Source organism: Staphylococcus sp. HMSC13A10, from assembly GCF_001808005.1.
GTDB lineage: Bacteria > Bacillota > Bacilli > Staphylococcales > Staphylococcaceae > Staphylococcus > Staphylococcus pasteuri.
In genome coordinates this window covers 1-16,502 of the sequence record NZ_KV791875.1, presented here as the reverse complement: position 1 = coordinate 16,502, position 16,502 = coordinate 1, and the positions used below count along the sequence as shown (strand labels likewise).

Sequence of the window (16,502 nt, the reverse complement as noted above, 5' to 3'; positions counted from 1 at the left end):
TTAAAATTTTATGAATTTAATTTAATAATTTAAGCATATATTAATATTCATTTGGGTAATGATTAAGAAATAGAGAAAGAGGTGTAAATTGATGAAAAGAACAATTGAACGCATCCTTGCTTGGTTAGGGATCATTACTCAATTATTTGTAATATTAATTTTAGGGGTAGCATCATTATTTGGTGGAAGAAGTGAAGTGCAAAGTGAAATAAAAAGACAAGCGAAAGAACAAGCAGCTTCTAATCCGGCCGTAGACTCAACATCACACATGTCTGAATTATTACCTTCAATCTTTAAAGTAGGTCTAATATACGGTTTAGTTATTTTTGTAATTGCAATAATTGCAACGTTATTAATAAAAAAACATGCAAAATTAGCAGGTATCTTATTATTAATTGCAGGAGTCCTATCATTAGTGATGAACTGGATAGCAGCATTATTCTGGATAATTGCTGGTATTATGTTATTAGTTAGAAAAAACAAACAAGTAGACAATCATAATGATGACAAGCATAGAAATAATGAACATCATACTAATGATCAACATAACGATAATCAACGTCATCATGAAACTGATGAAAAAAGAAATGACCGTGTAGTAGATAATCATAATGATTATGACAATCAACGTGATTCATATGAAGAAGAACATAGAGAAGATGATCACTTTAATGAACATAATCATCACGAAGAATTAAGTCGTCAAAAAGATAAATTAAAAAAAGACGATTCTAACAAAGATGATTTCACTGACGAAGTAACACGTCGTTTTAACGATAATAAAGAGAAATAATTAAAGTAATATCTATAAAAAGTAAATAGGCTTATTTTTAATTCAACACCTTGAAAGGAAATCAATTGAGTTCCTTTCAAGGTGTTTTGTGTTTGAGATTAAACTTATTTATTTTAGACTATTATTTGCTAAAAAAAGTAAATGTATAAAAAGATTGTTTGTAAATGTTAATAAATACAGTTATTATGTATTATTGTCTGCTAATTCTTTTTAAAAGGTTTAAAAAGGAAAAGTTAGGTAATAATAAGATTTGCATATCATTATATTTATATATACTAAAATAGTTTCTGCTATTTTTATTAATAATAGGTAATTAGACCAAAGTTTCAAAAATTATATAAAGAAAGGAGGTATGACGATGTATACAGTAGGTTTAGTACCATCTCCAGGCGTAGCGCACGAGCATGTGACAAAAATCATTCCTAAAGTAAAACGCTTATTATCACAACGAATTAACGATGATAGTCAGTGGAACTTTGATGTAAAAGAAGATTTAATCATTGGATCTGCGGAAGATGTACACGAAAGTGTTGATAAAGCTGAACAAATTAAAAATGAAAAAAATTGGGATTTTGCAATATGTGTGACGGATCTTCCAAGTATTTCAGGAAAAAGAGTTGTAGTGAGTGATTTTGATAATGACAAACAAGTTGCAATGTTGTCATTACCCTCATTAGGAGCAATTGATTTAAAACGAAAGTTAATCAGTAGTATCACAACTATGATTGAACAACTTTATTATAATGAACCCTTAAAGAAACCTAGTACACACCCCCTCATACATTTACGTTCTGTTGAACCTGCAGAAGATGAATCCGCTAAAAGACGCTATATCAATACATTAATGTTAATAAGTTGGATTCAGTTAATATGTGGCTTAACACGAGCAAATAAGCCGTGGAAGAATGTATTTAACTTTAAAAAAATTATTTCTGTAGCCTTTGCGACTGGAACATATGTCTCAATTTTTTCAATGCCATGGGAACTCAGTGTTATTTATTCACCATTAAGATTTATTATCTTAATGATTATATCAATAGTTGGGATGGCAGGTTGGCTTTTTTACGCCCATAGATTAATTGAAAGAAAAACAGCTAAATCTCAAAGGACTTATAGATGGATATATAATGCGACTACAATGTTGACACTTGTTGTCATTACTCTTATTAACTATTTTGTATTATATATACTGTTAACTATAAGTATTACCTTATTCGTACCAGTAAGTTTATTTAATAGTTGGACAAGTGCACAAGCTGAATTTACATTTATGAATTACGTTAGATTAATTTGGTTTGTTTCCTCACTTGGTTTATTAGCTGGTGCAATGGGATCAACAGTTGAAAATGAAGAAAAAATCCGTAAGATTACTTATTCATATCGTCAGTACCAACGTTATAAAGAAGCTCAAGAAGAACAACAAGAGGAAGAACAGCAACATGATCCATCACATCAAGAAGTGGAACAGCAATCTTCAAGTGATGATCGTAATGATGATTTAAACAAAGGCAAGAAACAAGAGCACAGAGAGGAGGGACGCTAATGTCGCAACGAAAAATGATTGGTTTAGTAGTAGCACCTGGTGTTACAGAAGCACTTGCAGAAAAAATAATGGAAGATGTTCCTGATATTTTATCTGATCAAAATGAAAATCAATATGAATGGGAAATTGACTTAGTTGTCGATCCTCTGACTGGTTATGCTGAAAATGTAGAAGATATATTTAGTAAAGTTCAAGAGTATCACGATGAACTTGAGTGGGATTACGTTCTTGCAATTACAGATTTACCTATTTTTCATCAACATCGTGTGATGGCTGTAGATATTAATATGAAAAATGGTGCTGCTATCTTTTCTTATCCTGCATTTGGTTGGAGACCAGTTAAAAAGCGTTTTAAAAGTGCGATTTTAACAATTATCAATGAAGTGCATCATGCTGAACAAGATCATCGTGACTATGATGAAAATAACAATATTGAACAAAGTATAAAGCAACAGTTTCCTTTATCTAAAATCGATAAAACGCAAGTATATTTAGAAAATACAGAGACTCATCATACACGATATTTATCAAGCTCTAGAACAAGAGGTATGTTTAGGTTAGTTAGCGGCATGACATTTGCGAACAATCCACTCAATATGATGGCTAGTTTAAGTAATATTGTAGCTATCGCTTTTACTACAGGCGCCTTTGGTTTAATATTTACTACCATGTGGCAGATGGCTGACAATTTCTCAATGTGGCGATTATTTGGTATCTCTATTATTGCAATATTAGGTATGTTGCTATGGATTATGGTGTCACATGATCTGTGGGAATCTTCAAAGCACAGCAAAAATAAAAGAATCACCTTATTATATAATTTAACAACTGTTATGACATTGTTTATTGCAATTATCATATATTATATTATTCTCTATTTAATGTTTTTATTCGCAGAATTAGTTCTTTTACCAGCAGATTTCTTAGGAAAACAAATTAGTCTTAAAGGTCCAGCTGGCCATGATTTATATTTAAGCATTCCTTGGTTTGCAGCATCTATTTCCACAGTAGCAGGTGCTATTGGTGCTGGATTACTCGATGAAAAATTAATAAAAGAAAGTACGTATGGTTATCGACAACGCATTCGATATGAAGACACACATCAAGACCAGGATTCATAAAAAGTATCGCCCTTTTTGGAGCGGTACTTTTTTATTAATTGATAGGATTAAAACAATTAATTTTAAAAATGTAAAAGAAAAGATAGTCATTTTACATAAATTAATTTAAAATATTGTATAACAATATTTTTAAAACTATAAACTGTGAACGATTATTGAGAGAAGGGAACGATGAAAATGAAATATTGTCCCAATTGTGGAAATGAATTAAAGTCTGGGCAAGCATTTTGTAATAAATGTGGGAAGTCTTTAAATAATCAGGATAAAGCAACTTCATCGGCATCACAAAATGAACAAACTAATCAACAGTATCCAGATCGTAATCAATATAACCCTCAACAAAATAAAAAGACTAAAAAACCGATATGGATCGTGATTTTATCAATTATCTTTATTCTATTGATAGCAGCATTGTTATATGGCGCTTATTATTTTTATAACAATGTAATCAATAATAGTTCTGACGATAATCAAACTACAGAGACAAATAAAAAATCTAAAGATACTAGTAAATCAAATGATAACGCATCAAATGATAAAAAAGGTTCAGAAAAAGCACCAACGATTGATGTATTTAGTAGTAACTTCGATCAAGGTTATATGAAATCTGCTTCTACTGATGGTTACAAAGGCATTTATGAAGATATGACGAGAAAAGAAGTTGAAAGTAAATTTGGCAAGCCTACAGGCAAAGTTGATGGGGGCCAAACATATTATGAAAAATATGGTGATTTAGCCGTGTTATATTCTGGTGATAAAGTTGATCGAGTGGGTGTAGCACCTTCGAATGTATCAGAAGATGATTTTACAGACGTATATAATGAGCCAGATGAACGTAAAGGCGATGAATTGATTTACGATAGTAATAAAAATAATGATTTCTCAGTCGTTGTGCATAGTAAAAAAGGCAAAATCACTTTAATTGAAAATATGGATCAATTGTAATTGGATAAATAATCAGTTAAATCTGGTTGAATCAGACTGTCGACAAAGTATATGACTTTGTGGGCAGTTTTTTTATACTCTCGTTTTCGTAGAAACTATCTTAGATTAGCATTCTACAAAGTTACATCTATTAAAATGACTAGAGTATTAACATTATTTATGAGGGATTTAGTGCATAACTCTTACCAATAAAGGTATTATTTCCTGAGAAATGTTAAGTAAGATACTGTTTATAAACCACTTATCTTTAAATTTGAAATCAAATCGTATCAAATGGTACTAAAAAAGAGATGTAATTACACTATCATTTACTGTTTTAACGTTTTGGTACATAATGAAAGTAATCGAATCCGACTTAAAAATTAATATGTATAATAGAATTTTAAGATGATTAGCTATTAGTATTTGAACGCTTACAGATTGAACGTTTAAATTTAAAATTAATAAAAAATATAGAACGACAAATCATTTCATATATAAAGTACGGATTTAAAGAATTTAGTATTGAAGATAAGAGGTGGAAACAGTGAAGATTAACATCACAAATAGTCCTTTCAATGAGGAACAAGCAGAACAACTTAATGAATTACTTCAAACACTATCACCCGAACAAAAAATGTGGTTAAGTGGATACATTTTAGCTAGTGAACAAGTGTCAAATAATGAAAAAGAATCAACTTCCACGTTGAACTCAAGTGATTCAGTACAAAGTAACCAACAGACTGAAGCGCTACTAGCTGAAAAGGAACCAGAAGTTACTCCAGAATCGCGAACAATTACCATTTTATATGGTTCTGAAACAGGAAATGCACAAAGTTTGGCTGAAATATTTGAAGCAAGACTTGTGAACCTAGGAAACGATGTCACATTAAAATCAATGGAAGATTTCAATACTTCTGATCTTAAGAAAGTAGAAGACTTATTTATTATTACCTCAACATATGGCGAAGGTGACCCACCAGACAATGCATTTGAATTTCACGAAGCGTTACATAGACGCGAAGCACCAAAATTAGATGGTGTAAGATTTTCAGTATTAGCTTTAGGTGATCAAACCTATGAATATTTCTGTCAAGCTGGTAAAGATTTTGACATTAGATTAGATGAATTAGGTGCTGAACGTATCTATGACCGTATAGATTGTGATGTAGATTATGAAGAAGACGCTGAAAAATGGATGGCCAATGTGATTAATTCAATTGGTTCTAAACCTGAAGATACAGAGAGTGAACAGGTGGTAAGTGAGTCTATAAAATTAGCAAAAGAAAGAAAATATTCTAAATCAAATCCTTATGAAGCGGAAGTATTAGAAAATATTAATTTAAATGGTGAAGGATCAAATAAAGAAACACGTCATGTTGAATTACTATTAGATAATTTTGGTGAAGACTTTGAACCAGGGGATTGTATTGTTGTGTTACCACAAAACGATCCAGCTATAGTAGAGTTATTAATCAGTACATTAGGTTGGGATTATGAAGATCAAGTACTTATCAACGATGATGGAGATACACTTAACTTAGAAGAAGCCTTATCATCCTATTTTGAAATTACGAAACTAACAAAGCCATTGTTAGAAAATGCTGCTGTGTTATTTGATAATGATGATTTAAAAGAGAAAGTTCAAGATAAAGAATGGATTCAAAATTATATTGACGGTCGAAACCTTATCGATTTATTAAATGATTTTGATACAACAGAATTACAACCAGAAAACCTATTCCAATTATTGAGAAAATTACCGCCTAGAGAGTATTCAATTTCAAGTAGTTATAAAGCGATACCTGATGAAGTACATATTACGGTCGGTGCAGTTAGATATCAATCACATGGTCGTAATAGAAAAGGTGTATGCTCTGTAGAATTTGCAGAACGCCTTCAACCGGGTGATACAGTACCAATTTATTTAAAACGTAATCCGAATTTTAAATTCCCTCAAGATAGTGATATTCCAGTTATCATGATTGGACCAGGAACAGGCATTGCACCATTTAGAAGTTATATGCAAGAAAGAGAAGAACTTGGGTTAAAAGGAAATACATGGCTATTCTTCGGTGAACAACATTTTGAAACGGATTTTCTATACCAGGAAGATTGGCAAGAGTGGTTGGATAAAGGTTATCTAACTCAACTAGATGTTGCTTTTTCTAGAGATACTGAACACAAAGTGTACGTACAACATCGTATTTTAGAAAATAGTGAGCAATTTAATGAATGGATTCAAAACGGAGCGGCTATTTACATTTGTGGAGACGAAAAACAAATGGCTAAAGATGTACATCAAACAATTAAAGAAGTATTGATAAAAGAACAAAATTTATCTGAAACAGAAGCTGAAGATTATCTAAAACAAATGAAAAAAGAAAATAGATATCAAAGAGATGTCTATTAAAATAGAAATGGGGATTACGCATGCAAATGCCAATAATGATTGATTTAACAAATATGAATGTAGTTGTTATTGGAGGCGGAAAAATTGCCACTCGTCGCGTAAGTTTGCTCCTTGAATATACATCACAAATTCATGTAGTCAGTCCGCATATTACAGATATATTGGAACAACTAGTACGACAGCAACAGATTACGTGGGAAGAAAAATCTTTTGAAGCATCAGATGTAAACAATGCCGACCTAGTGATTGCCGCTACAAATCAAGCGCATGTTAACGATGAAATTAAAAATCATATATCCCCTCACACACTATTTAATCATGTTGGTAATGCCCAACAAGGTAATATAACGTTTCCTAATCAACTTAGAAGAGGAAGATTAACTATCAGTGTTTCCACAGAAGGTGCAAGTCCCAAATTAGGAAAACAAATTATTCAAGATTTATCTGAAACATATGACAAATCTTATGAGAATTATATTGATTTCTTATATGAGGCAAGACAATTAATTAAGGCGAAAGTAATAGATTCGTCTAAGAAACAGCAACTACTTAAAGATATTTTGTCTAAAAAATATTTTAATCAAGCAGAACAACAATCATTTATAAGTTGGCTTGAATCTATGAATTCATATAGATAGAGGACGTCTTGAAGTATGTATAAGAGTTTTAATAATACATTTAACTATGTTTATAAACAGTAAATAATTCGTTATTTAATTAATAGAGGGTACGATGAAGAAAGTTGACATTTCATCGTATCCTCTTCGTTTTTTCCCAAAAAATCGGTACACAGTAAAATACATATTTAAAATAGTGTTTATTTATTGGTTGTAAGTGAAATATTTAATGTAAAGTGATTAATTACATGGAATACAATGGGGATGATGACATGAGTGTATTTTCAGAAGAAGATAAAATAAAAATTTTAGCTGATATTGTAGAAATAAATACTGAAAATGATAATGAGCTTGAGGTTTGTAATTATTTTAAAGCATTATTGAACAAATATGATATTGATTCGAAAATAATAAAAGTTGACAATCGTCGTGCTAATTTAGTTGCTGAAATAGGTGAAGGAAAGCCTAAAATTGCTATATCAGGACACATGGATGTAGTTGACGCAGGAGATTATAATGAATGGAAATATGATCCTTTTAAATTAACTGAAGAAGATGACAAGTTGTATGGACGTGGAACAACAGATATGAAAGGTGGATTAGCAGCATTAATTATAGCCATGATTGAGATTAAGGAATCGGGTCGTTTACAAAAAGGGACAATTAGATTAATGGCTACTGCTGCAGAAGAAAAAGAAATGTCAGGTGCTCAATTATTTAAAGAACAAGGATATGTTAATGATTTAGATGGAATGATCATTGCTGAACCATCAGATGGTTTCGCTTTTTACGCAACAAAGGGATCTATGGGATTAAAAGTAACATCTAAAGGCATACCGGCACATTCATCTTTACCATCATTAGGGCACAACGCAATCAATTCATTAATTGCATTCATACAAAGGATTAAAGAAAAATATGTTGAAATCAAAAAGAACGAAAAAGAACATTCGCTTGATGTTCATCCTTATATTGATGAATGTATTAGAGAGCAAGGTCATTATAATGATGGTGACCTAAAGGAAGATGTGGCAGCAGGCCTAGTAATTGTAAACTCAATTATTAGAGGAGGCGAGCAATTCAATACAGTGCCAGAATCTGCCTACGCAGAATTTAATATAAGAACAGTGCCAGAATATGATAATGTTGCTATTGAAAAGTTATTTAAAGATACTGTAAAAGAAATAGACAGTGAAAGATTATCTGTAGAAGTCACTGTTAATCATCCTACAGTTTATACGCATAAAGATAATCGTTTAATAAACACATTTTTAGAATATAATCACGACTTCAAAGTATCAGGTATGGTTGGTGCAACAGATGCAGCAGAATTACTAGGGGATAAAGATGAAGATTTTGATTTAGCTATTATTGGACCAGGACATATAACGTTGGCACATCAAACAGACGAATATGTTTATAAATCTAGATATTTAGATTATATAGATATGTATCAACAAGTTATATTGAATTATTTGAATCAACATTAATAGATTATCAAATACTAAGATAATAGTAGAAATAAAGCTATTATCTTAGTATTTTTATGTCTGTAATTGTCAGATAAATTACATAAACAGTAATAAATAATATAAATATAATTAAATAATAGCCTAGGCAATGAATTGAAAGCCATTACAACGATATCCAACAATTTTACAAAAAATGTTGGATTATTATGATTCATTTACAAAACATTAACATTGACCACAAACTCTTGTATGTCTGTTAGAGTGTGACTTGTCGTTATTTAACGAGTAAAAAACTTTTATTAATTGAAAATTGAAGGTAGCCACGAGATAAAGAGAATAAACAGTTATATCAATCTTTAGGAGGATATTTAAAATGAAAAAAATCGCTACAGCTACAATCGCAACAGCAGGTTTCGCAACTTTTGGTTTAATGCAACATGATGCAGATGCAGCAGAAAACAATAATAATGGATATAATCCTAATGATCCTTATTCATATGAATACACATACACAATAGACCAACAAGGTAATTACAATTACGATTGGAAAGGTAATTGGAGTCCTAACCAACAGAACCAACAAAATCAACAACAAGCTCAACAACCACAACAAGGTAATTACTATAGTTATTCATATGGTAACCAAGGAACTCAAAGCTACAATTCAAATAACGCTACAACAAATAATAATCAATCTACACAATCTTATACAGCAAATAATTCAAATAACCAAGGTGGCGGATTAGGTGCTGATTATTCAACATCAGATAAAAATATTAAAGTAACTACACAAAATGCGCCATCATCAAATAATTCAACTGCATTTTCAGGTCAATCAAGCTCTGGTTCAAATGCATACACAGCTGGTCAATGTACTTATTATGTATATGACAAAGTTGGCGGAAAAATTAGTTCTAACTGGGGCAACGCTAGCAACTGGGCAAACGCTGCTGCACAAGATGGTTATAATGTAAGTAATTCACCTAAACAAGGTGCAATCATGCAAACATCACAAGGTGCATATGGTCACGTTGCTTATGTTGAAAATGTAAATTCTGACGGTTCAATTAAAGTTTCAGAAATGAACTATAATGGTGGACCAGGTAACGTATCAACTCGTACAATTTCAGCTAGCCAAGCTGGTTCATACAACTATATTTCATAATATAGATTGAGTTTATTAAGACAAACTTACCATGAGGTGGGTTTGTCTTTTTTTATTTTAAAAAATAAGTTATTTATGCTGATTAAAATAAGAGTACTAATATAGTAGCGCACGCATTGTTATCAATTGGATTGCTATCAATAATGTAAGAATTATTTTATAGTTGTTCATTAATTGGTAAAAACTTTATGACAGTTTGGTTAAGTGTCGAGTTATCCATTGAATAACTATATATAGTGGATTAAGTTTAAATTAGACACTATATATAGAAAAGAGTGAAAAGATGAATCAACTAGAACAATCATTAACTGGACTTATAGAAAAAGACCCAACTATAGTAAATGAAAATGCTAATAAAGATAGTAATACTTTTTCCACAATGAGAGATTTAACAGCAGGAATTGTTTCTAAATCATATGCTTTAAATTACTTATTACCTAAACATATAGCGCAAGCACATGAAAGTGGTGATATTCATTTTCATGATTTAGATTATCATCCATTTCAACCTTTAACGAATTGTTGTCTTATAGATGCAGAAAGTATGTTAAAAAATGGCTTTGAAATCGGTAATGCTAATGTAACTTCTCCTAAATCCATTCAAACAGCGTCAGCACAACTTGTACAAATTATTGCTAATGTTTCTAGTAGTCAATACGGTGGTTGTACAGTTGATCGTGTAGACGAATTACTTAGTAAATACGCAGAAAGTAATGAACGGCATCATAGTGAAATGGCTCATAATTATGTGAAAGAAGACCAGATTCAAAAGTATATAGACGAACAAGTTACAAAAGATATTAACGATGCTATAGAAAGTTTGGAATATGAAATTAATACTTTATATACATCAAATGGCCAAACACCTTTTGTGACTTTAGGTTTTGGATTAGGAACTGATCGATTAAGTCGAAAAATACAGCAAGCTATTTTGAATACAAGAATTAAAGGACTAGGTAAAGATAGGGTAACAGCTATTTTCCCAAAATTAGTATTTTAGATTAAAGATGGTGTGAATTTGAAGCAAAATAATCCTAACTATGATATTAAGCAACTCGCATTAGAATGTTCAACGAAACGTATGTATCCAGATATTTTAAATTACGATAAAATTGTTGAATTATTAGGTGATTTTAAGGCACCAATGGGATGTCGATCATTTTTACCAAGTTGGCGCAATGACAAAGGAGAATTTGAAAATAATGGTCGTTGTAATTTAGGTGTCGTGACATTAAATTTACCTAGAATAGCTTTAGAATCAGAAGGGGATATGACGACGTTTTGGAAACTATTTTACGACAAAATGACATTAATGCATGATGCATTAGTATATAGAATTGAACGACTAAAAAGTGCTACAGTCAATAATGCTCCTATTCTGTATAGAAGTGGTGCATTTAAATACAAACTTAACGATGATGAACAAGTCGATACTTTATTCAAAAATAAAAGAGCTACCATTTCTATGGGTTACATTGGGTTATATGAAACTGCAACAGTTTTTTATGGCCCTGAATGGGAGCATAATCAAGAAGCAAAAGCATTTACGCTAGAAATATTAAAGGAAATGAAACGTCTTCAAGAACAATGGACCAATCAATATGATATTTGGTTCAGTATTTATAGTACACCGAGTGAATCTTTGACAGATCGCTTCTGTCGATTAGATAAAGAACGGTTCGGTGACATTCCAGATATCACAGATAAAGGTTATTACCAAAATTCATTTCATTATGATGTAAGAAAAGATATTACACCATTTGAAAAAATTGATTTTGAAAAGGATTATCCATATTATGCGAGCGGTGGCTTTATACATTATTGCGAATACCCAAAATTGAATCATAATATTAAGGCATTAGAGACAGTATGGGATTACGCTTATGAAAGAGTAGGGTACCTAGGAACCAATATTCCTATTGACCATTGTTATGAATGTGGCTTTGATGGAGATTTTGAGTCTACTAAGAAAGGTTATAAATGTCCACAATGCGGCAATGATAACCCAGAAACAGTAGATGTAGTTAAACGTACATGTGGCTATTTAGGTAATCCAGTACAACGTCCTGTCATTGAAGGTAGACATAAAGAAATGTGCGCCCGTGTTAAACATATGAAGGAATCTAAAGCATGAAATCTTATTTGAAAATTGAAAATGGGCGTGGATATATCGCTAAAATAGAGACGCATAGTTTTGTAGATGGAGAAGGCGTACGTTGTAGTGTCTACGTTTCTGGTTGTCCATTTCAATGTCTTAATTGTTATAACGAAGCTGCACAAAATTTTAGATATGGAGAACCTTTTACAGATGATATATTAGAAGAAATTATCACATATTGTGAACCTAATTTTATAAGTGGCATAAGTATTTTAGGTGGAGAACCATTTTGTAATTTAGACGTAACCTTGAAGTTAGTACAAACGTTTCGACAACATTTTGGACAGCAAAAGTCTATATGGGTATGGACTGGGTTTCAATATGAATATTTAGCGCAAAATAAAGGTAAACGTCATCAATTATTAGAATATGTAGACGTTTTAGTGGATGGAATGTTTATAACACAATTGTATCGTCCTAACTTACCTTATAAAGGATCATTAAATCAAAGAGTCATTGATGTGCCACTTTCTTTAAAGAACCATCATGTAGTTGAATATATTTATAGCGGTCCATCAACATTTGAGTATGTATAATCATGTGATGAATTAAAATAGTTGAATAGGGAAATATAATAGTAAGTCAATGATAGAGAAGGTGAGACATTATGTGGTTACTAATTGGTAAATGGATTATCGCCATCGGTCTTATCGCAGGTTCAATCATCGAAGAAACTATTTATAAAAAGCGACGTCAAGCGAAGAAACAGAATAAATGAATAAGTGAAATGAGACATACCTGAGACATACGCCAATGTCTCAGGTTAAAATTATGTATTTTCTCAATTGTTACTAATTTTTGACTGTATTAAAACCATTGATACAACAGTTCTGATAGATATTTTATACATAAAAAAACATGATTTTGATTTTATAATCAAATATGAAAATATATACTTATCACATATTAAAGTGATAAAATATTAATGTTCCAAAATTTAACTTCAATAAAGATTAGGGGTTCATGAATTGCTACTATTTATAATAGAAATCATCATTATGATTTTAGCAGTGCTACTCGGTTTAAGAACAGCTGGCGCGCTTGGCTGTGGAATCTTTGCCATCGTAGCCCAACTTATTATGATCTTCGGATTTCAATTGCCACCAGGTTCAGCACCAGTAACTGCAGTATTAATTATACTTTCAATAGGTATAGCAGGAGGTACGTTACAAGCTACTGGCGGGATTGATTATCTAGTATATATTGCATCAAAAGTTATCGAAAGATTTCCTAAATCAATCATTTTTATCGCACCTATGATTGTATTTATCTTTGTTTTTGGTATAGGTACTGCAAATATTGCTTTATCATTAGAACCAATTATTGCAAAGACTGCCCAAAAAGCCCATATACAGCCTAAAAATGCTTTAACTGCATCAGTTTTGACAGCTAATTTAGCACTTTTATGTAGTCCAGCTGCTTCAGCTACAGCATACATCATTTCTGTATTAGCAGGTTATGAAATTTCAATGGGTAAATATTTAAGTATCGTATTACCTACTGCTATATTGAGTATGCTTTTATTAAGTGTATTTTGTACGTTTGTCGGTAAAAAAGATCCAATACCATCACATAAGTTAGTTGAGTTACCTGAAGAAACGTTGCAAAGTCAATTTTCTAAAAAGGTTAAATTTGGCGTGCTAGCATTCTTATTATGTGTATTGTGTATTTTAACATTCGGCATTTTTCCGAATTTGATGCCATCATTTAATGTGAATGGTAAAACCGTTAATGTTGAAATGACTGATATTGTTCAATTCTTTATGTATTTAAGTGCAGCAACAAACTTATTACTAGCGAAAATTAACACTTCTGACATTTTAACTTCTCATATTACACAGTCAGCATTTGGTGCTTTATTTGCTGTGTTAGGGCCAGGTTGGTTAGGTGCAACTATATTTAATGCACCGAATAACTTGAAAATATTAAAACAAGATATTGGCGCAACAATTAGTAATACACCCTGGTTAGTTATTATTTTAGTTTCAGTTGTTGCGATGATTGTTATTTCTCAAACTGCGACTGCATCTATAATGGTACCTATCGTTATGAGTTTAGGTATTCCGCCTATTTATTTTGTCGCAATGATCCAAACACTTAATGTTAACTTTGTAATTCCTGCACAACCAACATTACTGTTTGCAGTTGAATTAGATGAAACAGGTAGAACAAGACCAACTAGTTTCATCATTCCAGGATTCTTTGTCATTGTCGTATCTATCATCATTGGTTTTGCATTAAAATTCTTATTAGGTTATTAACAAATATATAAATATAGCAACTATCTTTCATCATTCGTATGGAAGATAGTTTTTTGTTTAAAATAAATAAATATTCTTTTATTGTGTATAAAAATTCAATATTAAACTAAAGTAAAGTTTGTTCAATACGTTAAATCTAAACTTAACACTGTTGTCAAGACAATTAATAGTGATGAATTATATGACGAAAATTATATAAATATTCAATTTGACTGCTATTATTGTTTGTATGTAATTTGCATTATTATTAAATGTTCGTTATTGTCAATTTTGTGAATCGAATAATTTTGAGCGTGTAACTTATAGAACATCAAGATTCATAAATCATTTAGTATTAGGGGGATCACGATTGAAAAAGGAAAAAGTTATGGACTGGACGACCTTTATAGGTGTAGTCGTAGTATTACTTATAGCTGTTATACCTATGATGGTTTTCCCGAAAGCAAGTGAAACAATTATTACAGATATCAATAGTGCTATTTCAAATTCCATTGGTTCTGTTTATTTGTTTTTAGGTTTAGTTATATTTTGTTTCGTATTATACATAGCATTTGGCAAGTACGGTAATGTTACTTTGGGTAAAGCAACTGATAAACCAGAATTTAATACTTTCACTTGGGCAGCAATGTTGTTCTGTGCAGGAATAGGTTCAGATATTTTATATTGGGGTGTCATTGAATGGGCATTCTATTATCAAGTGCCACCAAACGGTGCTAAAGGTATGTCTGATGAGGCTCTCCAATACGCGACTCAATATGGCATGTTCCATTGGGGACCCATAGCGTGGGCAATTTATGTGCTACCAGCATTACCAATTGGATATTTAGTATTTGTTAAAAAGCAACCAATTTATAAAATTAGCCAAGCATGCCGTCCAATTTTAAAAGGCCAAACTGACAAATTTGTCGGTAAAGTAGTTGATATCTTATTTATCTTTGGATTATTAGGCGGCGCGGCAACATCCTTAGCATTAGGTGTGCCTATGATTTCAGCAGGTATTGAAAGACTTACAGGACTTGATGGTCATAACATGATTATGCGTTCAATCATTCTCTTGACGATTACTGTTGTCTTTGCAGTTAGCTCTTATACTGGACTGAAAAAAGGTATTCAAAAATTAAGTGACGTCAACGTTTGGTTATCGTTCCTACTATTAGCATTTGTATTCATCGTAGGACCAACAATATTTATTATGGAAACAACAGTTACTGGATTAGGGAATATGATTAATGACTTTTTCCATATGGCAACTTGGGTTGAACCATTTGGAGGAATAGGGCACCGTAAAGAGTCTCATTTCCCACAAGATTGGACTATTTTCTATTGGTCATGGTGGTTAGTTTACGCACCATTTATAGGGTTATTTATTGCTCGAATTTCAAAAGGTAGAACATTAAAAGAAGTAGTACTGGGTACAATGTTATATGGTACCTTAGGTTGTGTTCTATTCTTCGGTATTTTTGGTAATTATGCTGTTTATTTACAAATTTCAGGACAATTTAACGTAGTAGATTTTTTAAATCATCACAGTACAGAGTCGACAATTATTGAAGTGATGCATCAACTACCATTCCCATCACTGATTATTGTTCTATTCCTAGTATCAGCGTTCTTATTCTTAGCAACAACATTTGATTCAGGATCATATATTTTAGCTGCTGCATCTCAGAAAAAAGTAATAGGCGAACCATTAAGAGCCAATCGTTTATTTTGGGCATTTGCATTATGTCTATTACCATTCTCATTAATGTTAGTAGGCGGGGAGCGAGCATTAGAAGTTCTAAAAACAGCTTCCATATTAGCCAGTGTACCGCTGATAGTTATATTTATATTTATGATGATTTCATTCTTGATTACTCTAGGTAACGATCGTATCAAGTTACAAACGCGTGCTGAAAAACATAAAGAAATAGAAAGACGCTCATTGAGGATTGTTCAAGTTAGAGAAGAAGAACAAGACGATAATTTATAGAATAAGAAAATGGGAGTGGGACAGAAATATAAAGCACTACTCCTAATTTTATTAGGTTAGTAG

Annotated in this window: 11 protein-coding genes and 1 pseudogene; all 12 read left to right on the top strand. The window is 31.6% G+C overall.

Features of this window, described 5'->3' with window-relative positions:
* Positions 1–91: 91 nt before the first annotated feature.
* The gene (locus HMPREF3125_RS08905; RefSeq protein WP_070453295.1) at positions 92–793 is read left to right on the top strand and encodes a DUF4064 domain-containing protein; all 702 of its coding nucleotides are present in this window, start codon (positions 92–94) and stop codon (positions 791–793) included.
* 358 nt (positions 794–1,151) lie between these two features.
* Entirely contained in the window at positions 1,152–2,336 is a 1,185-nt protein-coding gene (locus tag HMPREF3125_RS08900) for a voltage-gated chloride channel family protein (RefSeq protein WP_017636665.1), read from the top strand.
* Complete coding sequence (locus HMPREF3125_RS08895) at positions 2,336–3,457, top strand: 5,10-methylene-tetrahydrofolate dehydrogenase (protein WP_070453292.1); 1,122 nt, start codon at positions 2,336–2,338, stop codon at positions 3,455–3,457. The genes HMPREF3125_RS08900 and HMPREF3125_RS08895 overlap by 1 nt, the downstream gene beginning before the upstream one ends.
* Positions 3,458–3,634: 177 nt before the next feature.
* Positions 3,635–4,402 carry a zinc-ribbon domain-containing protein gene (locus HMPREF3125_RS08890; RefSeq protein ID WP_070453374.1) on the top strand — a complete coding sequence of 256 codons (768 nt, stop codon included), beginning with the start codon at positions 3,635–3,637 and terminating at the stop codon, positions 4,400–4,402.
* Positions 4,403–4,928: 526 nt separating this feature from the next.
* On the top strand, positions 4,929–6,794 hold the full coding sequence (locus tag HMPREF3125_RS08885; protein ID WP_070453289.1) for an assimilatory sulfite reductase (NADPH) flavoprotein subunit: 1,866 nt from the start codon (positions 4,929–4,931) through the stop codon (positions 6,792–6,794).
* Between the two features lie 20 nt (positions 6,795–6,814).
* Positions 6,815–7,432 (top strand): NAD(P)-binding protein, encoded by a 618-nt coding sequence (locus tag HMPREF3125_RS08880; protein WP_017636661.1) that lies wholly within the window; start codon positions 6,815–6,817, stop codon positions 7,430–7,432.
* Positions 7,433–7,683: 251 nt separating this feature from the next.
* Complete coding sequence (locus HMPREF3125_RS08875) at positions 7,684–8,901, top strand: ArgE/DapE family deacylase (protein WP_046467181.1); 1,218 nt, start codon at positions 7,684–7,686, stop codon at positions 8,899–8,901.
* 355 nt (positions 8,902–9,256) lie between these two features.
* Positions 9,257–10,048: a CHAP domain-containing protein gene (locus HMPREF3125_RS08870; RefSeq protein WP_017636659.1), complete on the top strand. Its 792-nt coding sequence runs from the start codon at positions 9,257–9,259 to the stop codon at positions 10,046–10,048.
* Between the two features lie 283 nt (positions 10,049–10,331).
* A pseudogene (gene nrdD, locus HMPREF3125_RS08865) lies at positions 10,332–12,182 on the top strand (anaerobic ribonucleoside-triphosphate reductase).
* Positions 12,179–12,742 (top strand): anaerobic ribonucleoside-triphosphate reductase activating protein, encoded by a 564-nt coding sequence (nrdG, locus tag HMPREF3125_RS08860; RefSeq protein ID WP_029055930.1) that lies wholly within the window; start codon positions 12,179–12,181, stop codon positions 12,740–12,742. The pseudogene nrdD and the gene nrdG overlap by 4 nt, the downstream one beginning before the upstream one ends.
* Before the next feature lie 432 nt (positions 12,743–13,174).
* Positions 13,175–14,467: an anaerobic C4-dicarboxylate transporter family protein gene (locus tag HMPREF3125_RS08855; RefSeq protein WP_070453286.1), complete on the top strand. Its 1,293-nt coding sequence runs from the start codon at positions 13,175–13,177 to the stop codon at positions 14,465–14,467.
* A 349-nt stretch (positions 14,468–14,816) separates the two neighbouring features.
* Positions 14,817–16,439, top strand: coding sequence for a BCCT family transporter (locus tag HMPREF3125_RS08850; protein ID WP_017636654.1), 1,623 nt, complete (start codon positions 14,817–14,819; stop codon positions 16,437–16,439).
* Positions 16,440–16,502 lie beyond the last annotated feature (63 nt).

What these genes read in the sequence shown, in the direction of transcription:
- HMPREF3125_RS08890 (WP_070453374.1), top strand. Translation starts at nt 3,635, where the DNA reads ATGAAATATTGTCCCAATTGTGGAAATGAATTAAAGTCTGGGCAAGCA.
- HMPREF3125_RS08905 (WP_070453295.1), top strand. Translation starts at nt 92, where the DNA reads ATGAAAAGAACAATTGAACGCATCCTTGCTTGGTTAGGGATCATTACT.
- HMPREF3125_RS08880 (WP_017636661.1), top strand. Translation starts at nt 6,815, where the DNA reads ATGCAAATGCCAATAATGATTGATTTAACAAATATGAATGTAGTTGTT.
- HMPREF3125_RS08895 (WP_070453292.1), top strand. Translation starts at nt 2,336, where the DNA reads ATGTCGCAACGAAAAATGATTGGTTTAGTAGTAGCACCTGGTGTTACA.
- HMPREF3125_RS08900 (WP_017636665.1), top strand. Translation starts at nt 1,152, where the DNA reads ATGTATACAGTAGGTTTAGTACCATCTCCAGGCGTAGCGCACGAGCAT.
- HMPREF3125_RS08870 (WP_017636659.1), top strand. Translation starts at nt 9,257, where the DNA reads ATGAAAAAAATCGCTACAGCTACAATCGCAACAGCAGGTTTCGCAACT.
- HMPREF3125_RS08875 (WP_046467181.1), top strand. Translation starts at nt 7,684, where the DNA reads ATGAGTGTATTTTCAGAAGAAGATAAAATAAAAATTTTAGCTGATATT.
- nrdG (WP_029055930.1), top strand. Translation starts at nt 12,179, where the DNA reads ATGAAATCTTATTTGAAAATTGAAAATGGGCGTGGATATATCGCTAAA.